Raw genomic sequence first — 19,504 nt, forward strand, 5'->3', positions numbered from 1 at the left:
AATCAAGGAAGAGCGGAAAGCACGAGACGTGCGCTTGCAGCATCCTCGGCAATCTGTGCTTTCAGTTCGTCAAGGCCGTTGAACCGACGCTCATCACGCAGCAGCTTGTGCAGGCTGACCTCAAGCGTCTGACCGTAAAGATCCTCATTCAGGTCGAAAAGATGCGCTTCGAGCCGACTTTCCTGTCCGTCATTGATTGTCGGACGGCGGCCAATATTCGCGACACCCGGGCTGATCCTTCCGTCAGGATGGTGCACTGTCACGGCATAAACACCACGTGCGGGTTCAATATGTCGCCCAAGGGAAATATTGGCCGTAGGAAAACCAAGAAGGCGCCCGCGTTTGTCACCATGGGCGACCTCGCCCCGGATGAACCATGACCGGCCAAGTTCCTCAGCGGCGCGCTCGGGGTAACCTTCCTGAAGCAGACGCCGGATTCGTGAGGACGAAAAAGGACCGCTGATATCGGTCAGGGGCGGCACCACAGTCAGCCCGATACCGAGCGTTTCAAGCTTGCGCGCGAGGTAGTCGATATTGCCCGCCCTGCGATGGCCGAAAGCGAAATCAGGCCCGCAAGCCACATGCTGAACGCCCAGCGCGTTGTGAAGCACATCCTCGACAAACTGGTCCGGGCTCAGATGACTGAAATCGGCATCGAACGGCAGCTGGAAGATGGAGCGTACGCCCTGCTCATGCAGAAAGAAGGCTCTTGTCTCGGGTAGCATGAGACGCAGGGGTGGGTCCTGAGGACGAAAATACTCGCGTGGATGCGGCTCGAAGGTGACTGCCCCAAGCGCCAGATCGGGCCGCGCACCATGGAGGGATCTGAGAAGATGGACATGCCCGAGATGCACACCATCGAAATTACCGAGAGCTACGGCGGCACCACGGGCTTTTGCGGGTATCGCCGTCCAGTTCTCGTACAGGGTCATGAAACCGGCAGCTCGAACTGTCGGCTGACACCCGGCAAGTCATCGGCCTGACGAACACCTGCATGAGGACGGGTGCCATCCTCGGCACGGACAAGCTGGCAAACCTTGAGCCCGGCCTCAAGAGCGGCGTCGAGTTCGGCCCCCACATCGGAAAGGAACAGGATCTCTTCGGGGGCAACACCTGCCCGAGCAGCAATCTCGCGATAGCTTTCGGCAATCTTCTTGCCACCGATATCGAGGTCGTAAAATGCCTCAAACAGATCTGTCAGATCACCCGCATCAGAATAGCCATAGAGCAGGCGCTGTGCGCTGGCAGAGCCCGAAGAGTACACCGCAAGGCGCAACCCTGCCTTGTGCCACGCCTTCAGGGCAGAGGGTACGTCTGGGTAGAGACGGGCCTTGAGTTCACCGCTTTCGAAACCCGTTTTCCAGGCAAGGCCTTGCAGGGACTTCAGAGGGGCCACCTTCTCGTCGCGTACCGTCCAGTCATGGAGCTGCGCCACAGGATCACATCCTGGATTGGCCGCCTCGATATCGGCCAGCGCGACCTTGACCAGCGGATCGCTGGCCTTTTCGCGCAGCAGATCGGGCATGACCTTGTCCGAATACGGAAACAGCACATCCTTGACGAAGGAAATCGGCAGGGTTGTTCCCTCGATATCGAGCAGAATCAGACGAATAGCGCTCATGCGGCAATATCCGGAATCGTGACGGGAAAACGACGGGCAATCTCGTCACCGGTATAATCGGCAACCCAGCCTGTCGTGTCTGTGAAGACGCGCAGCGCAACGACGTCGGGCGACAGACCTGCATCGAACCAGTGAGGCGTTCCCGCCGGGACGGAAATCAGATCACCCTGGACACAGAGCACGGAATAGACCTTGTCGCCCACATGGAGCACGAAGGCCCCCTGCCCATGCACGAAGAAACGAACCTCATCTTCGCTATGGGTATGCTCAGACAGGTATTTCTCGCGCATGGCGGCAATCTGGGGGGTGTGGCGGTCAAACCGCACCACGTCGGCACTGCCTGCACCAGTCTCACCCATCAGCCCGTCGAGATAGGGGCGATACGCCTCCAGAATTTCCTCAGGGGGCGCGTCCTTCGCCGGCGTCACGGGGGACTGCCAGCGCTCGAAACGCACATTCAGAGGGCGCAGCGTCTCTGCGATTTCACGTCCATCCTGCGTATCGAGCAGAATGGTCTCAGGCGCGTCATCGCGATAGATCGTCAGTCGGCTCATGCTTTCCGCCTTTCGAGTTCGCAGGCCAGCAGGAATTCCAGCCCTTCGAGACGGGCCAGCGCCATCGCCATGTCCCGCCCCCAGACATAAACACCATGTCCCCGGATGATATAGCCCGCAGGCATTTTTCCGAGTGAGGGCGCGACGACGCCTGCCAGCCTTGCGATATCCTGGTCGTTGTCGAAAACAGGCACGTCAATGGACGTCGCGTGGGTCGATTGACCCTCGAAAACCTTCAGCAGTTCGTAACCCGCCAAAGTGAGGGACGCCCCCGGCATCACCATGGAAAGCACGGTTGCTGCAACAGAATGACCATGCAGCACTGCCCCGACCGAAGGATCGAAAGCGTAAAGCTGTGTGTGCAGCAATGTCTCGGCACTGGCCTTTTGCGTCGCATCAAGCGGGTGCCCCTGCGGGTCGATCTCGATCACATCCTGCTCGGCCAGGAAGCCCTTGTGACCTCCGGAGCGTGTAATCGCGATGCGCCCGTCAGACAGGCGTCGGCTCAGATTGCCCGCCGTGGCAGGAACCCAGCCGCGCTGGTCCATTCGCTGTCCGGCCCGGATCACATCCTGCACAGCACCCGACCAGAGCCGGTCAGAAACCTCGGTCATGAACAGCTCAGTGATTGGTGTTGTTCACACTGCCGCCGGAAACCGGAGGCGTGTACTGGGGTGCCTGAAAATTCCCGTGGGGAACACCCTGAGACGCGCCCTGGGCATTGCCATGCGGCGGGGGGGCAATCTGCCCGTTGGGCTGGGCCGGATGGGTGTCCATGGATTCGTCTTCGGCCATGTTCTTCTTGAAGGATTTGATGCCCTTCGCAAAGTCGCCCATCAGCCCGCTGATCTTGCTGCCACCACCGAACAGGATGAGCACAACGGCAAGCACTATCAGCCAGTGCAGGGGACTCATGCTACCCATAATCTCTCTCCTTGTGTGACGGGACCATCCAGCCGTCTTTTTTCTCGCTTCTCACATGGCGTGATCACGCGCCACTTGCAAGCGCGCAATATCGTCCAGATCACGCGGTACGATAAAGCCGTAAGTGGGATAGGCACGCGCACCAAGGCTCCTGATGGGGGCCCAGTAAACGCGCACGAGAGACCAGTCATTCCCGGGAGAGACATCAATGACCGGCACGGATCGATCAATCCGGCCCGGCTCCCAATTGGCATGTTCCACGAGGATCTTGCGCGACGAGACCGTACTGCGCACCACAGAAACATGACCTGATGGCAGGCGCCCGGTCGAACGAAACACAAGGATCTCGCCCTGCGCCGGCGTCTGCGTTCGCCGGTATTTGCCTGAGGCACCACGCCACCATGATGATGCGGCCCCATAAAGTGCCACGCCTGTCTTGGCTCGTGCATAAGGTGCGCACTGGAGCGGGCCATTGAAACTGGCGCGGCTATATTCCCGCGGGCCACCCCCACAGGCTGCGAGCCCCAGACACAGGCCCACGCCCAACCCACGCCTCAGATAAGGGCCCAATTTTCGCGCGGTCTTTCTTTTCAACACAGTGTCTCTCATGACGATTTGAGCGCCATGACGCGATCCTCCGCTTCTGTCAGATCCAGAGCCAGCGCCTGTTCGGCCACATCTCGGCCAAATCCGGCGCGGGCAAAAATCGCCAGGGCCCGCTGATGAGCCTCCCCTGCGTCACTGCGGGCCATCTCGCCCTCATCCCGGCTGAAGGGGCCAAGCCGACGCTTGCGTGCCAGAACAAGGGCTGCCGCCAGCTCACGCTCCTTTGCCTCGTCGTCATGCCGATGGCCGAGAGCCTCTTCCATCGCCTCGCCCAACGTCTCGGCCCCGATCCCTTTCTGGGTGAGGCTGGCCGCCACGGCACGACGAGACCGCCCGGACCGGGTCAGGCTGAGCGAGCGGGAACGCGCGAAGGCGGCATCATCCAGTGCGCCGATACGACGCATATCGCTCACGATTGCGGCAATAACGGCGCGGCTTTTCTCGCGCTCTGAGTCGATCTGGTCTGTCTCGCCTCCCTGGGTGGCGAATTTACGCGCCCAGCGCATCACGGCGCGGTCGAGCACCTGCGCAAGCCCCTGTTCGGTCGCGGCAAAGCGCGCCAGATGACGCAGGGCCGCCTCACGCAGTGTTTCCGCTGTCGGCGGGGGAGTCTGATCCGGAATCGCTGACATGGAAGGAGTGTGCCATAATTTCATGGCAGCAACATGGTAAAAACCCGCCGGAGATTCCCCATGCCTCACGCTCTGCTCGATCGTGTTCTCGCGACCCTGCCCGCTGCCTATCCGGGGCCCGGCGGGGCAGCCGCGGTGATCCAAAAGGGCGAGATCATTGCGCGACATAGCTGGGGCTTTGCCAACGCCGAAACCCGTACGCCATTCACGCCGCAGACACTGTTTCGCATGTGCTCGATCACGAAGCAGTTCACCTGCGCCCTGCTCGACGCCGTAACGGACAAGGCCCGGCTGGATGCCGTCATCGCCTCTCGCCTGCCCTTGCTGCAGGAGCCACCGCCGGACATTTTTCACCTCGCTCACAACCAGTCAGGTCTGCGTGATTACTGGGCGGTGGCCATGCTGCATGGCGCCCCTACGGAGTCGGTTTTTGGTCTGGCAGAGGCACGACGGGTGATTGCCGGCACCAGATCCCTGCATTTCAGGCCCGGCACCAGCTACTCCTACGTCAACCAGAACTTCCATCTCATTTCCGAAGCGTTTGAGGCCTGCACAGGGCAGAGCTTTGCTGAATTGCTGCGCGCACGGATTTTCGAACGCTATGACATGAAAAGCGCCTTTCTTGCGGCAAACACGCAATCCATGCCGGACGGAACGCAAGGCTATGAGGGCAGTGAAGCCACCGGCTATCGTCAGGCGGTCAACAACATCTTCTGGACGGGCGATGCCGGGCTGGGGGCCAGTCTGGACGATATGATTGCCTGGGAATGTGCGATCGACGCCCAGCGCGATGATCCCCAAGGGTTCTATAACCGGCTCAGCGCGCCCGTAACCTTCAGCGATGGCACCCCCGCCCGCTACGGCTTCGGGTTGCAGCGCGGACGCCTGTTTGGCCATGCCATGACCGGACACGGCGGCGCCCTGCGCGGCTGGCGTAGCCACAGACTGCACCTGGCACAGGAACGGCTGTCGGTCGTGGTCATGTTCAACCACATGTCAGAGGCACATTCGGCGGCGGCAGAACTGGCGGGGGCCGCGCTCGGCATCCCCCCATCCCCGCCTACAAAGGCGCCCGGTAACCCGGCCATAATTGGGCATTATCTCGACGCGCAGAACGGTCTTTCGGCCACGGTCACATCGTCAGATCAGAATGGCGCGTCAGGCAACAATCTGGCGCTTCGTTATGCCTATCCGCCCGAGCGCCTGGATAACTGGACCCAGAGCGGTGCTGGTCGCGACGGCACCACCCTGACATTTCAGGATGACAGGCACCCCGAGCGCGGCCTGATCATGAACCGTCCGCAGGAAAATACCCAGCGTATCCTGTCGCGTTTGGCCATGACACAATCGCATCAGGATCTGGCAGGGAGGTATCTGTGTGAGGAACTCGACAGCATCCTGACCCTGTCCGATGCAGGCGGCGCACTTTATGGCGCCTTCTCAGGCATGCTGGGGCAAGGGCGCATGGAGAGGCTTCTGCCGCTTGGGGATGATGTCTGGCTTATCCCGTGTCTGCGTGCGCTCGATCATTCGCCGCCGGGGTACTGGACGCTCTCTTTCCAGCGGGATGCGGCTCAGGCCCTGCGCGGCATACGTGTCGGATGCTGGCTGGCGCGCGACCTGTTTTATCACGTCATAACAGACTGAATTTGACGAACCGGGGGGATTAACCCCATCATGGTAAGGCAGCAGCCCGTGCCCTGCCCTGATTCCTCAGGTGCGGGGCTCTTGTTGTTGCATCTCTCCAATCCATTTCAACCGGGCTCTCATATCGCCATGATTTCCGCTCTGATGCCAACATTCAAACGAGTCGACCTTGCTTTCGAGCATGGTCAGGGCGCTTGCTTGTACACGGCTGACGGGCGACGATTTCTCGATTTCGGGGCGGGTATTGCCGTCTCGTCGCTCGGGCATGGTCATGAGGGGCTGGTCAAGGCGATCGCCGAACAGGCCGCACGCGTCATGCACGTGTCCAACCTGTATCGCATCCCGCAGGCCGAGAAACTGGCCGACAGGCTGGTGGCTCATTCCTTTGCCGACAGCGTCTTCTTCTGCAATTCCGGCGCAGAAGCCAATGAAGGCATGGTCAAGATGATCCGCAAGACCCAGGCAGGTCGCGGTCATCCCGAGCGCACGCGCATCATCTGCTGCAACGGAGCCTTTCACGGGCGCACGCTCGCCATGATCGCCGCCACGGGCAACCCGGCCTATCTCGAAGGCTTTGGTGCCCCTGTCGAGGGCTTCGATCACGTCCCCTTCAACAACATGAATGCGCTGCGTGCCGCCATCACGCCCGAGACAGCCGGCATCATGATCGAGCCCATCCAGGGCGAGACAGGCATCAAGCAGGCTGATCCGCAGTTCATGACCGGGCTGCGCCAGGTTTGCGACGAATTTGGCCTGATCCTTGCGCTGGACGAGGTTCAGACCGGCATGGGCCGCACCGGCAAACTCTTTGCCCATGAATGGTATGGCGTCACACCCGATGTCATCTCTGTTGCCAAGGGCATTGCTGGTGGTTTCCCCATGGGGGCCATTCTTGCCAGTGAGGAAGTTGCCGCATCGATGGGCGCAGGTTCGCATGGCACGACTTTTGGCGGCAATCCGCTGGCCTGTGCTGCTGGCAACGCCGTGCTGGATGTCATTCTTGCCGACGGCTTTCTCGATGACGTTGCGCAAAAGGGCACCATGCTCGGCAGTGAGCTGGCGGCTCTGGTGCATGATCATCCGCGCGTATTTGAGCTTGCTCGTGGCCGCGGTCTGATGTGGGGTCTGAAATGCAGGATGCCTGTTGCCCAGGTGCAGGCTCAGGTCATGGCTGAAGGCCTCCTCACCGTGACAGCAGGTGAGAATGTGCTGCGGCTCCTGCCGCCGCTGGTTGTGACCCAGGAGGACTGTCGCGAAGCCTGCGCCATCCTTTCACAAGCGGCCCGGGCACTGGAAGCGCAGGAAGACGCGACATCAGACAACAAGACGAACAGCCGGACGGAGAGCCAGGCATGACCATTCAGACGAACGCCAGCGCTCATACACCGATCCGCCACTTCCTCGACTTGCGCGACCTCGACAGCGCCACGCTGCGCGACATCATCGATGTCGGTCGTGCGGTCAAGGCGATGCAGAATAACCGCCGCGCTCCGATGCATCCCGCGCACCCGCTAGCCGGACGTACGCTTGGGCTGATGCTGTCCAAGCCGTCCACACGCACGCGCCTCTCTTTCGAGGTTGGCATGCGTCAACTGGGCGGCGATGTCTCTGTGCTGTCGCCGTCAGACATGCAGATCGGCAGAGGCGAAAGCCTCGCCGATACGGCGCGAGTTCTTTCGCGCTTTCTGGACGTTCTCGTTGTCCGCACCGGCGAGACGGATATGCTGGGCGAACTGGTCCGCTGGAGTTCCATCCCCGTCGTCAACGGGCTGACTCCGGACTCGCATCCCGTGCAGATCCTGGCGGATATCATGACCTATGAAGAGCATCGCGGTTCTGTCGCGGGCTCGCATTGGGCATGGATCGGTGATGGCAACAACGTGGCTGCGTCCCTGATCGAAGGCGCCGTCCGCTTCGGGTTCTCTCTCACCCTTGCAACACCTGAATCCATGAAGCCCCGTCAGGACGTTCTGGACTGGGCGCGCGCTGAAGGGGGGAAAATCCGCCTTGTGCATGACCCCATCGAGGCCGTCAGGGAGGCAGGCTGCATCGTAACCGATACATGGACCAGCATGTCCGATGAGGAATCAACGGTGCGTCTGAACACCCTGCGCCCTTTCCAGGTCAATACCGCCCTGATGCAGAAAGCGCCCGAAGGGGCCCTGTTCATGCACTGCCTGCCTGCCCATATCGGTGAGGAAGTGACCGAAGACGTGTTTGAAAGCCCGGCCTCCGTTGTGTTTGACGAGGCCGAAAACCGCCTCCATGCCCAGAAAGGTCTTCTGCTCTGGGTTCTTGGGAGCGAGAACTGGCGCGACTTCGGAAGCCCGGCCTGACCCGGTCGGGTGATGGTTTCACCCTGAGTATGAAGTAATTGTTGAAGCACAGATGATCGAGACACCTGCCTTTCTTGATACGCAACGCCCGGATGAAGTGCCTGATCTGGTGATCTCGCATGGCATCACGCCATTTCATCTGGCGAAGCGACCGGTGCGTGGGCGACTGGTACGGCTTGGCAAGCTGGCTGACATCATGCTGACGCGTCACGATATTCCGGATGACGGCCGCATCCTTGCCGGTGAAGCGCTCTCGCTTGTTGCCGGCCTGAGTGCCGGTCTGAAGTTCAAGGGATCATTCTCGCTACAGATCAAGGGCGATGGTCCGGTCTCCATGCTGGTGACCGATTGCACCGACGCCGGTGAACTACGCTTTTACCTGCGGTCGCCCGACACACTCGAAACCGGGTCTGCCCGCTCGCTTCTCGGCGAGGGATATTTCGCGTTCACGATCGACCAGGGGGCTCACACCGAGCGCCATCAGGGCATTGTAGCGCTCGAGGGCGAAACCCTTGCCGATATGGCCATGCATTATTTCGCCACCAGTGAGCAGCATCAGTGCTGGATGCGCCTTTATTGCGAAGAGACCCCGGATGGCTGGCAGGCCGGGGCTCTGCTTCTGGAAAAGATTGCCGAAGAGGGCGGAATTTCATCAGGGGCCGACAGCGATGAGGACGCTTGGGAGACGGCGAGCGTTCTGGGCAATACCCTGACCTCCGCCGAGCTTTTCGACACCAAGCTGAGTGCCACCACCCTTATCGAACGCCTGTTCGGTTCACAGGATGTCATCGTGGATCGTCCGCGAGCGGTCAGTCTCGGCTGCCGGTGCAATCGTGCGCGTCTGGCAAGTGTGCTCTCTACTTTCCCTGAAGATGATCTCGACCATATGGCTGAAGAGGGTCAGATCACCATGAACTGCGAATTCTGCAATGTCGGATTTCGTTTCGACCGCACCGAGATCGCACGATGACTAATGCCGAGGCTTTTCTCAAAACGGCCCAGATCGACGGTGAGACCATAGGCTCGCTTTATGATCAGTGGCTCCCGCAGGAGCTGATCTCCCTTGCAGACGATATTACCTGCGTCACCTTCAGCGACGCCCTGAGCGACCGCAAGGCAGTATGGTATTTCAACGAGAGCCGTGAATATTGCGGCTCGCATGTCGAAGTTGTCCAGAGGCTGCAACCCTCAGATATTCTCTCCAGCGTCTCACCCTGGTTCGACGCCTTGTTCAGAAATGCGCTGAGTGCAACCCCTTCGGCTTTGGGTGGAGCCCGCCCCTTGCCGCTCTTTCTTGCAACACAGCTTGCCGCCGCCTGGTCGGTGCGCATGATGGCTGATCTCAGACAGGTACAGACCGCGCTCATCGAGCAGGATCGCGAAATCGCCCGCGTCGATGACAAGCCTCTTTCCGCGCGTGACGTCAGACGACTGCTTGGCGCGCGCATAGGGCCGGAAACCTTGGTCGTTCTTTCGCCGTTTTCCGGAGCGCCGCTGCGTTCCCAGATCTCGTTCGTCGTTGATCATCAGCTGATCCATCGGTTTTACGACCCGGAACTGGATTGCGCTTTTTATCTGGCATGGTGGGAAAGGCAGCTCGATGCACCGCCGTCTTTCTACTGCCCCAAGGCCAATGTCGTTGTCAGCGACGAGACTTTGGCCGGTATGTTGCCCTCTCTTATTCTGGGCTGGTATCTCGGCATGCCCGAGCACGCCGAGATGATCGCCCAGGCGCAGGCTTTCGAGGCACGCGACTACGGCCTCGGCAAGGCCTCCTCGCTCATGAGCGAGGTCAACGCACCTTCAGCTCCCCTGCCCGCCGTTCCCGATGCCGCATCTGCCGACATGATTTCCGAGTCTTGGGCGTTTCTGCACCAGCATCAACCGGCGGGGCATATCCCAGCTGACGCGAGCAAGGACCTCAAGCCATCGGGTAAACTGATCGATCGGCTGCGCTCTCTCGTCAAAAAGAAATAACAACCGCCCTATCCTCAGGAGCAGATCATGTCGCGCAGCCGGTCCCGCATTCAGTCTTTCGTTCGTTTCGGTTCAGTCTGTCTCTTGCTGGGCAGTGTCTCGCCCCTGCTCACAGCCTGCGGCGACAGCGAGCCCCAAAGCTTCGCGCCGCTCGACTATAGCTATCTGAGCAAGATGCATCTCAACGTGGCACATATTGAAGTCGTGGATTCTGCGCCTCCCGGCAGCACACCCGGCGATATCTCCGCCAAGGCACCCACGCCCCCTCAGCAGGCGCTTGAGCAGATGGCGCGTGACCGCCTTATTGCAAGCGGTTCGGAAGGCAATGGCACATTCACGATTACCAAAGCCAGCATCCTTCACGCACCTGGGGGAACGCTACTCGGTGAGCTCGAAGCGCATGTCGATCTTTCCGCCCCCTCCGGCGGTCGCGCTGGCTACGCCCTGGCCCATATCACCCGCAGCCTCAATCCCGGCGACAAGGATCCGGAATCCCGCGCGGTCCTGTACGATCTGACCACCCAGATGATGCAGGACATGAATGTGGAACTTGAATTCCAGATCAAGAAATCCCTGCATGACTGGCTGGTCGACGCCAGCGGCGCCCCGCTTCCGGGAGCTATCACGCAACAGGACATCGGGCCGGGCACCGCACTGCCTGCTCCGGCTGCGTCCAGCGCCGTCACGAGCGCCAATGCGCCAGTGGCTGCACCGGCCACCGCCAGCGCGACGCCGGCTGCGTCTGTCAAATCCGTTGCACCTCAGGAGCCGGACGCCATCTTCCCTCTGGGAGATGACGCTTCTTCAGCAAGTGCGCCTGCGGCAACACCTGCTGTCAAATCCCCCAAGCCCGGCACGCTCTCCCTGCCCTCCAAACATTCCTGAGCCAGCGCTATCAGGCCAACCGGTGTACGCCTGACCCGTCTCACCGGTTGGTTCTTCAGAAAGCCGCTTGCATTTCCCCCGGCAATCGCGAAGAAGGAAGTTGCGCCCAGGATATGGGAATCACGCAGTGTTGTTCTGTCAGGAGCACAGATTGAGCGCCCATTCATCCTCACGCCGACGCTTCGTCAGAAACGCAGCGGGCACGACGGCCTTCTTTCTGCTTGCCGGACAGGAAATTCAGGTACCAGCCTTTGCGGCCTCCGCCAGCAAAGAGGAAGGCAAGCGCTTCTTCTCCCCTGCTGAACATCGCTTTCTCGATGCCGCCTGCGATTGCATCTACCCCAATGACGCCTATGGCCCTGGTGCAACTGCACTGGGCGTGCCGACATTCATCGACAGGCAGATGCAAACTCCCTACGGCCGCGGCGAACTCTGGTACATGCAGGGTCCATTTCAGGATGGCCCCGCCAATCTTGGCTATCAGCTCCCCCTGGCACCTTGTGATCTCTATCGGCAGGGTATCGAAGCGGCCAATCACTACGCTAATGCAGAGCGTGGTAAGGATTTTGCCGACCTGACGCAGAATATCCAAATTGAACTTCTGAGCGCGTTCGAAGGTGGCGCGGTCCATTTCCCCGCCTTCAATGCCCGTCTGTTTTTCGAGCAGCTGCGCCGCAACACGCTCGAAGGCGCTTTTGCCGACCCGATCCATGGTGGCAATCGTCATATGCAAGGCTGGATGTTGCTGGGCTTCCCCGGCTCACGCGCCGATTTCATGGACTGGGTCAATCAGGAAGGGGCGGCCTATCCCTTCGGTCCCGTATCAATCGACGGCCAGAAGGCCTGACCCCGTTTATTACCGAGTATCAGACGCATGACTTCAAAACGGACTGACGTTGTCATCATTGGGGCCGGCTGGGCAGGCGCCATCCTCGCCAAGGAAATGCGTGAGGCAGGGCGAAACGTCGTCATGCTTGAGCGCGGACCCGAGCGTAAAACAGCCGATGAGGGAACATATCCCGGCTCCATCGACGAATTGCGCGGGGCCATTCGCCATCGTCTTTTCCAGAACCCGGCCAAAACCACCGTCACCATCCGCAACACCATCAACCAGACAGCCCTGCCCTACAGGCAGCTGGCCGCATTCCTTCCAGGTGAAGGCGTCGGGGGTGCCGGTCTGCACTGGTCCGGTGTGCATTTTCGCGCTGCCCCCGATGACCTTCGCCTCAAAAGCCACGTCATCGAGCGCTATGGCGCAAAATTCATCCCGGAAACGATGAATCTGCAGGATTACGGCGTCACCTACGAAGAACTGGAACCATTTTTCGACAAGGCGGAAAAGGTTTTCGGCACTTCTGGTGAAGCTTATAAAATCAACGGGCAGATTGTCGGAAAGGGGAACGTTTTCGCCCCGTCACGCAGCGACAACTTCCCACTGCCTGCGATGCAGGATGTCTACACCGCCAGCCTGTTCCGAAAGGCAAGTGCGGAGGCTGGCTATCATCCTTATGCCCTGCCAGCCGCAAATGCCTCAAAACAATATACGAATACCTACGGCCTCCAGATGGGGCCATGCAATTTCTGCGGTTACTGTAGCGGTTATGATTGCTACATGTATTCCAAGGCATCACCCAATATCAATATCCTGCCCGCGCTCCGCAACGATCCCGAATTTACCCTGATTACCGATGCTCATGTGCTGAGGGTCAATCTGGACAGCGATCGCCGCAAGGCGACCGGCGTAACCTATCTCGACCAACGTGAAAACCACGAGAAAACCATCGAGGCGGAACTGGTCATTCTCGCAGCCTTCCAGTTCCACAATGTCCACCTCATGCTTCTTTCCGGTATCGGCAAACCCTATGACCCGGTCAGTAATACCGGCGTGGTAGGACGTAATTTCGTCTATCAGACCATCACAACGTCCCGGGCATGGCTTTCTGAAAAACAGTATACCAACCAGTTTGTCGGGGCAGGCGGCGCAGGCGTCGCCATAGACGATTTCAACAGCGATAATTTCGATCACGGCCCGCTGGGCTTCATCGGCGGGTCACCCATCTGGGTCAACCAGGCCGGTGTCAAACCGATCGCCGCCGCGATGACAGGCGGGGGGAAATCTGCCCCGCGCTGGGGAGCCGGCTACAAGGCGGGGCTTATCGACACCTACAGGCATTCGATGGCCATGGACGCACATGGCAGCAACATGGCCTATCGCGACGTCTATCTTGATCTGGATCCGACCTGGAAAGACAGTTACGGCCAGCCACTTCTGCGCATGACCTTCACGTGGAAGGAAAACGACATCCGCATGAACCAGTATGTCGTGGGCAAGATCGAACCGATCATGAAAGCCCTTGGGGCCAGACGCTACGAGCTGGGCAGGCTCGAACATGGGGAGGCCTTCGATACACGACGCTATCAGACCACCCATCTGGGCGGAGGGGCGGTTATGGGTACAAGCCCACAGGACAGCGCCCTGAACCGCTACCTGCAGAGCTGGGATGTCTCGAACGTTTTTGTCATCGGCTCCAACGCCTTTCCCCAGGGCATGGGTTACAACCCGACAGGCACCGTTGCGGCCCTGGCTTACTGGGCGGCGTATCATATCCGCACCCAGTATCTCTCACAGCCCGGCCCGCTGGTCTCGCTATGATGAAGCGCCTGTCTTTCCTGCTCGCCACGGGCTTTACCCTCATCTGTACATTCGCGGTCCCGCCGATGGGTCACGCCCAGACTACCGATCACCGCGGCCTGATCGATCAGGGACGTTACGTGGCCGAGGCGGCCGATTGTTCGGCCTGTCACACCCACGACCCTTCTGCCCCCTATGCGGGTGGCAATCCTTTCGTCCTGCCAATCGGCACACTCTATGCGCCCAACATCACACCCGACGCGCAGCATGGGATCGGCGCCTATACTGAAGCCGACTTCACCAGAGCCCTCCGTCAGGGCATCGGCAGAAACGGCAAACCCCTTTATCCGGCCATGCCGTTCCCGTCCTACGCGCGCATGACCGATGCCGATATCCATGCGCTGTGGATCTATTTCCGCGAGGGTGTCGCGCCACTCGCCAAAGCCCCGCCAGCAAACACCATACCCTGGCCGCTCTCAATGCGCTGGCCCATGACGCTATGGCGCTGGGCCTTTGCGCCCACGCCCAAGGCTGCCATGGCCAATGCTGACCGCTCCTTCGCCTCCGCTGAGATCGCGCGCGGGGCCTATCTGGTGGAAGGTCCCGGTCATTGCGGGGCATGCCACACGCCCCGTGCCCTGACCATGCGGGAAAAAGCGCTCTCCAGCGATCAGGGCGCCACCTATCTGGCAGGTGGTGGCGCCGTCGATGGCTGGACGCCGGTCAATCTCCGGCAGGACGACAGAACAGGTCTGGGGCGATGGAGTGAGGAGGACATTGTGGCCTTCCTTGCCACCGGTCGAAACCAGCATGGATCGGCATTCGGTGGCATGAGCGAGGCCATCGTGCATGGCACACAACATCTGAGCGATGCCGATCTCCACGCCATTGCGCGCTATCTCAAGACGGAACTCCCAGCGCGCAAGAAAGAGACACCATGGCAGGCCGATATGACCGTAGCCAATGCGCTGCATGAAGGGCATCTGCCGGATCATGGTGCACAGGTCTATGTCGATCGGTGCGCCGCCTGTCATCGGACCGATGGACATGGCTACGCACCAGCCTTCCCGCCTCTGGCAGGTAATCCTACACTTATGGACAAGAATCCGGGATCGCTCATTCTGATCGTCCTGCGTGGCGCAAGCGTACCCGCCACCGCCAAGGCGCAATCATCACTGACCATGCCGGGATTTGGTCACGTCCTGACCGATCAGGATATTGCCGATGTCGTGACATTCATACGCCATAGCTGGGGTAACACGGGTAGCGCTGTAACGGCAGACGATGTCCGCTCTTTCCGGGCACACAACGCCGAGTGGATCAGGAACACGGCGTCCAATCCACTGAACTGATATTCCGGCACTGAAGATATGCGCGAATCATCTTCAGCGGCCTCAATAGAGAAACCGATAGATTAGGCCCCCCTGAAAGCCCCGCCCACCGGCTGTCACCTCTCCCGCCTGGCGGGCCATATAAGCGCCTCCGCCACCTGCCCCATATTTGGTGGCAGTCAGACCGAGCAACGCCCCTGCCTTGCCACCACCGCCCCATGGTCCATCGGCACCGTTCCCGGCGAAAACCAGATTGCCGAACTGCCCGTCACTGCCCGCGCCTCCATACTGATTCCATAGAATGCCTCCTGCGGCACCCCCGCCGCTGCCGCCGCAGGAATTGCGTGCGGCAGAAAAATATCCAGCTTCTCCCCCATCGGCAGAGAGAAGGGGCTGGCCGCCATAGGTTACGTAGCTCGGCCCACCTTTCTGATCCGGACCGCCGCCCAGACCGATCGTGACCGACAATGTGCTGTCGCGCGCCGGATCAAGCGCATAGATCCCCCATGCATCGCCCCCGGCACCACCCCCCGCTCCCGAGAAAGCCCCGGCATCAGGAGAGATAACACTGCAAGATGCACCGCCACCGCCCGCGCCAATAAGCCGCAGCTCAACCTGTTTCGCCCAGTCCGGAATAGTCAAAAGACCGCTCGTCGCGCAAACAGCGTAAGGCTGACTCACTTGCTGGGCAAAATCCATCGTCGCAAACTGGGTCAGATGCGGCATGAACGCTGCCCCCGGCTGTGCCACAACCCCCGACAGGGTTTGTGCGCCAGCAGGAATTGTCACCTCATAGAGGGGCACAACCACAGCACCGGCGACGGCTGGCGAATCAAAAGCCATGACAAACGCGATGCGCCCCGTCCTGCGCGTAGGCAGCGCCTTACCGCGGTTATCAGGCCCCGCCATGGTCTGGTCCGGCTGATCGGCATTATAGAAAGGCAGAACATCCGGACTGTCATCCTGCTCGCTGCAGATCGCAAAGAGCGTTAACGTAGCACCAGTCAAAGAAACAGAAATCTGCTGGACTTCGTCGTTATAAAACAGGCTCGGAACAATCGCAGGCGCCGCTGCGAGCCCCGCAGAAACACTTCCGATATGGGAGCCATCCAGCGCATAGGGCGCGATGATCGTTCCCGGCCCGACAGAGACCGACAGATCCGATGACGAGACCACACAAGCAAGACCCGACGCCATAACCGTCTGGCTACCCAGCAGGATCTCTGCAAGTCGTCCCACACCTTCCTTCGCGTAGCGGCCAAGACGCAGGAGATCCGTATCAAAGGGCACGGCGCCTGAATAGATTATTGGACGATCCATTAAGCTTCCATCCTTACCCATGCGATCACGCCGCACGCCTTTACCGCCTTGATTGCGGCATACAGTTCAAATTGCTGAACCGGCAGTTTCGGAAAAACCTCAATGACAAACTGCCCGCCATGTCGCGTCCCATACCGACTGCGCACAGCGCCATAGCCACCCAGATGACACCATGCACCGCAATCACGCGCTGTCCCCGTTTCGATGATCCGAGGGGCTGCACCAGAGATTTGACGCACAGCCTCCGACACCGCCTGTCGTGTGTTGCGTGGCGCTACCAGATCTGCAGCAATGCGTCGGCGCAGATGGCTGTCCTTTTCCAGAGGCAGGCGCGCAGTTTTTCCGGATCCGAAATAATCAATGAGCGCCATATCTAGAAAGGCACCACTCATCGTCCCAAGGCGTGTCTGGGCTCGCACAACCCCCATCAGCTGCCATATATAGGCCAATACCGCTCCGAGCCCGGTCAGAAGCGCCTGCAACACCGGCGCTTCTTCCAACTCATCGCCCCGATAGGCTGGAAACCATCCCTGCGGTAGCAGAAGGCGCATACGGCGGGCGAAATCGCGCGCCGTACCAGGCGCTATGCCCGTGTCATATAAAAGCTTCCGGTCGGTTGCCTGAAGCCCATCCAGATCCCGGTCTCGCAGAAGAGCCATCAGCCACCCACCTGCTCAACAGTGAATAGCGGGACGCGATAATCCGTGCCGTTCACATTCAGATGCAAAAAACCACCTTCTGCCCTCGCAGGTACCGCAGCTCCCGGGCTGGCAACGGGCGATGACATCTGTATTTCTCCACCCGCAGCAGGATAAAGGCCGAGATTGGGCGATCCGCCATCACCCTTCTGCACATATAGTCCCGCAGCAGCGAGGCCACTGCCGGCCTGTATATTGAGCGTATTGGTGGGCGACGGATTGGATGACACAGAAAAGAGCAGCTGCCCCGCCATATTGGTCACAAGCAGACCATCATCCGAAAACTGCACACGCTGGCCGTTTGCAGTGCGCGTCACCGTTGAAAACAGCATGGCCCCGGCATCCAGCCCCTGCACATGCTCCCGGGTCTCTGGTGTGCGCCACTCAATGCCCTGGTTACACGCCATCGAGACCGCGTTTCCATAGCCCCCGTCATTACCATTCGTTCCGGCAAGCGACGTGTTGCTGAACAGAATACCGGTTTTCCAGGAATCAGGATTGTTGACGAACACAATCCCGGCCTCACAATCAGCCGTTCCTTCGGTCTGCCCTCCACCAGCACCAATCTGTATGGCGTAAGTGCCGCCACCACAATTCGGATGATAGGGAGTCGATACACCGTAAGCTGGTCCGCCCAGATTGACGGCCTCAAGCTCCATGACAAAGCTCGGCTGGTAATTGACGCCCGGCATACGCCAGGCCTCACCGTAATAAGCATAGGCTGTGGTCTGGGTCGGGCTCGTCGTATCATCAGCGATCCCCCAGGCTGCCATCCCGATCGAACTGGGAACATGACCCAGCTTGTCGCGTGACTTGAGTGCATCGGACGTACGCGATCCTGCAACAAAGGCACCGTTGCCAAACCGGGCGAGGCATGCCGCCTGGGCATTTTCCAGCGCCCAGGGCCCGATGGACGTCGTCGCCATCAACGCTGAAAGCCAGTCCTGTCGGTCTACGTCACGCGTATTGAGCGCCGGATAATCGGCGGCAGCGCCGATAAAGAACCGGTCGCCATAGCGACTGACCTTAGCACCTTCCTCGGCGAAGAATTCACCGCTGGCCGGTGAGTCGGCTGGTGCGCCGGCAATCTGGCTTGCTGTGGCATTGAGCGTCTCGACACCATCTGATGTCGCAACGACAAGAACTTCCGCCCCACCGATAGAGGGGATTGGAAAATAACTGTTGAATTTCGGCATTACCCCTCCTGAACGATCTGTACGGAGATCGTGCCTGGGAAAAGCGATTGACTGGCTTCCCCCACAATATCTTCCTGCGCGTTATTCAGACGTATCTGTGATATCGACAGCACCGCATCACCTGCCGCCGCATAGGCCACATAGCCAAGCCGACTATAGGCGTAGCCGCCCCCGATACGTGACGCCCGGATATCAGCGCTGATGGCCTCGAGCAGAGTACGCTGCACCGTATCGGCATCAGCGCCGAGAGTTATGCTCACAACCATTGAAACCGAGACAGAAAACATGACGGGTCGCTGGACGGCAAAGCCAACACCAAGAGCCTTGCAGGCATCAACCTGAGCATACACACGACGCAGCACCTGATCAGGCACGGCATCACTCCCATCGTCGACAACAACCGTGAAATATCCCTGACGCGTCGTTCCATCCGGCGCCGCACCATCGAAAATTGCATAGTCCAGATTATTCTGAGTTTCAGCGATGGCGCTTTCCACCGCGGCCCGTGAGGCGCTTGCCTTGGCGGCAAGCCAGAGCGGGAAACGCTGCCGAAGCTGGGCGTCAGTCTCCTGATCTGCCCCATTGGCAAAAGCGGCTTCATTGGTGACGATATCAATTCCGGCAACCGGCGTGCCCATAAGCGATATGGCACCTGAAGCAACGTTACCCTGAACGCCCTCCAGTAGGGCCTCTACGGGCAAGGTAAGCGAGGCTACGCCAGTCGGGCGGACATACCCCCGCGTCGCACTCGACCAACGTTCGTGGGTCGTATCGGCAATAACCTGAAACGTCACAGCCGCCGCTGTTCTTACCGTGACGCCCGGCCGCACCACAGCCGAGATATCCTGAAAGGAAAAACAGGTCATGGTGACGGATCCCAGCGCCTTCACGCCGGGCAGTCGTGTCATGCCAAAATCCCCGACGAAGCTGTCGCAGTCAGCGCCACTCGATGTCGCAAGCCGTGTCCGACACAGCACCTGCATCAGCATGTATTGCAGCCAGAGCCCAAGTCCCGAAACGCTCTCGACAAGCGCACGCCCTGGCGTTCCTATATCGAGTGTCAGTTTTCCTGCGCAGCTCGCTTGCGCCGTAACAACCGCCGTCTGAACAAGGGATGAGAAAGAACGCAGAGAAAACGCCATGAG

At 59.9% G+C, this 19,504-nt stretch carries 20 protein-coding genes; 9 read left to right on the forward strand and 11 right to left on the reverse strand.

Going from position 1 to position 19,504, the window contains the following annotated elements; all coding sequences use genetic code 11:
- Nucleotides 1–2: 2 nt before the first annotated feature.
- The 7 genes from P5689_RS06020 to P5689_RS06050 are packed head-to-tail and all read right to left on the reverse strand — an operon-like array spanning nt 3 to nt 4,337.
- Nucleotides 3–932 carry a bifunctional riboflavin kinase/FAD synthetase gene (locus P5689_RS06020; protein ID WP_285532476.1) on the reverse strand — a complete coding sequence of 310 codons (930 nt, stop codon included), beginning with the start codon at nt 930–932 and terminating at the stop codon, nt 3–5.
- Complete coding sequence (gene mtnC / locus P5689_RS06025) at nt 929–1,621, reverse strand: acireductone synthase (protein WP_285532477.1); 693 nt, start codon at nt 1,619–1,621, stop codon at nt 929–931. Before mtnC ends, P5689_RS06020 begins: the two co-directional genes overlap by 4 nt.
- Nucleotides 1,618–2,175, reverse strand: coding sequence for a cupin domain-containing protein (locus tag P5689_RS06030; protein WP_285532478.1), 558 nt, complete (start codon nt 2,173–2,175; stop codon nt 1,618–1,620). The genes mtnC and P5689_RS06030 overlap by 4 nt, the downstream gene beginning before the upstream one ends.
- Entirely contained in the window at nt 2,172–2,789 is a 618-nt protein-coding gene (locus P5689_RS06035; RefSeq protein ID WP_062165369.1) for a methylthioribulose 1-phosphate dehydratase, read from the reverse strand. Before P5689_RS06035 ends, P5689_RS06030 begins: the two co-directional genes overlap by 4 nt.
- A 7-nt stretch (nt 2,790–2,796) precedes the next feature.
- A complete protein-coding gene (locus P5689_RS06040; protein WP_146926528.1) occupies nt 2,797–3,099 on the reverse strand; it encodes a twin-arginine translocase TatA/TatE family subunit in 303 nt (100 codons plus the stop codon).
- A gap of 51 nt (nt 3,100–3,150) precedes the next feature.
- A complete protein-coding gene (locus tag P5689_RS06045; RefSeq protein WP_285533850.1) occupies nt 3,151–3,657 on the reverse strand; it encodes a CHAP domain-containing protein in 507 nt (168 codons plus the stop codon).
- Nucleotides 3,658–3,704: 47 nt separating this feature from the next.
- Complete coding sequence (locus tag P5689_RS06050) at nt 3,705–4,337, reverse strand: regulatory protein RecX (protein WP_023979339.1); 633 nt, start codon at nt 4,335–4,337, stop codon at nt 3,705–3,707.
- A gap of 60 nt (nt 4,338–4,397) precedes the next feature.
- Here P5689_RS06050 and P5689_RS06055 point away from each other — a divergent pair, with 60 nt between their 5' ends.
- From P5689_RS06055 to P5689_RS06095, 9 genes are all read left to right on the forward strand, one after another.
- Nucleotides 4,398–5,984, forward strand: coding sequence for a D-aminopeptidase (locus P5689_RS06055; protein ID WP_285532479.1), 1,587 nt, complete (start codon nt 4,398–4,400; stop codon nt 5,982–5,984).
- 129 nt (nt 5,985–6,113) lie between these two features.
- Nucleotides 6,114–7,340, forward strand: coding sequence for an aspartate aminotransferase family protein (locus tag P5689_RS06060; RefSeq protein WP_285532480.1), 1,227 nt, complete (start codon nt 6,114–6,116; stop codon nt 7,338–7,340).
- Nucleotides 7,337–8,320 (forward strand): ornithine carbamoyltransferase, encoded by a 984-nt coding sequence (gene argF, locus P5689_RS06065; RefSeq protein ID WP_285532481.1) that lies wholly within the window; start codon nt 7,337–7,339, stop codon nt 8,318–8,320. The genes P5689_RS06060 and argF overlap by 4 nt, the downstream gene beginning before the upstream one ends.
- Before the next feature lie 52 nt (nt 8,321–8,372).
- Nucleotides 8,373–9,290, forward strand: a complete 918-nt coding sequence (locus tag P5689_RS06070) for an Hsp33 family molecular chaperone HslO (RefSeq protein WP_285532482.1) — start codon at nt 8,373–8,375, stop codon at nt 9,288–9,290.
- Nucleotides 9,287–10,297 carry a hypothetical protein gene (locus tag P5689_RS06075; protein WP_285532483.1) on the forward strand — a complete coding sequence of 337 codons (1,011 nt, stop codon included), beginning with the start codon at nt 9,287–9,289 and terminating at the stop codon, nt 10,295–10,297. The genes P5689_RS06070 and P5689_RS06075 overlap by 4 nt, the downstream gene beginning before the upstream one ends.
- 27 nt (nt 10,298–10,324) lie before the next feature.
- On the forward strand, nt 10,325–11,182 hold the full coding sequence (locus P5689_RS06080; protein ID WP_285532484.1) for a hypothetical protein: 858 nt from the start codon (nt 10,325–10,327) through the stop codon (nt 11,180–11,182).
- Nucleotides 11,183–11,333: 151 nt separating this feature from the next.
- Entirely contained in the window at nt 11,334–12,029 is a 696-nt protein-coding gene (locus P5689_RS06085) for a gluconate 2-dehydrogenase subunit 3 family protein (RefSeq protein ID WP_285532485.1), read from the forward strand.
- Between the two features lie 27 nt (nt 12,030–12,056).
- Nucleotides 12,057–13,835, forward strand: a complete 1,779-nt coding sequence (locus P5689_RS06090; protein ID WP_285532486.1) for a GMC family oxidoreductase — start codon at nt 12,057–12,059, stop codon at nt 13,833–13,835.
- On the forward strand, nt 13,835–15,166 hold the full coding sequence (locus P5689_RS06095) for a c-type cytochrome (RefSeq protein ID WP_408868566.1): 1,332 nt from the start codon (nt 13,835–13,837) through the stop codon (nt 15,164–15,166). The genes P5689_RS06090 and P5689_RS06095 overlap by 1 nt, the downstream gene beginning before the upstream one ends.
- A gap of 42 nt (nt 15,167–15,208) precedes the next feature.
- Here P5689_RS06095 and P5689_RS06100 read toward each other — a convergent pair whose 3' ends face one another.
- From P5689_RS06100 to P5689_RS06115, 4 genes are read right to left on the reverse strand one after another with little or no spacing between them, the layout of a single operon-like run.
- On the reverse strand, nt 15,209–16,465 hold the full coding sequence (locus P5689_RS06100; RefSeq protein WP_285532487.1) for a hypothetical protein: 1,257 nt from the start codon (nt 16,463–16,465) through the stop codon (nt 15,209–15,211).
- Nucleotides 16,465–17,124, reverse strand: coding sequence for a hypothetical protein (locus P5689_RS06105; RefSeq protein ID WP_285532488.1), 660 nt, complete (start codon nt 17,122–17,124; stop codon nt 16,465–16,467). The genes P5689_RS06100 and P5689_RS06105 overlap by 1 nt, the downstream gene beginning before the upstream one ends.
- Nucleotides 17,124–18,359 (reverse strand): hypothetical protein, encoded by a 1,236-nt coding sequence (locus P5689_RS06110; protein WP_285532489.1) that lies wholly within the window; start codon nt 18,357–18,359, stop codon nt 17,124–17,126. Before P5689_RS06110 ends, P5689_RS06105 begins: the two co-directional genes overlap by 1 nt.
- A complete protein-coding gene (locus tag P5689_RS06115; RefSeq protein WP_285532490.1) occupies nt 18,359–19,501 on the reverse strand; it encodes a baseplate J/gp47 family protein in 1,143 nt (380 codons plus the stop codon). The genes P5689_RS06110 and P5689_RS06115 overlap by 1 nt, the downstream gene beginning before the upstream one ends.
- Nucleotides 19,502–19,504: the final 3 nt, after the last annotated feature.

It is taken from the genome of Asaia sp. HumB (assembly GCF_030263835.1).
Classification (GTDB): Bacteria; Pseudomonadota; Alphaproteobacteria; order Acetobacterales; family Acetobacteraceae; genus Asaia; species Asaia bogorensis.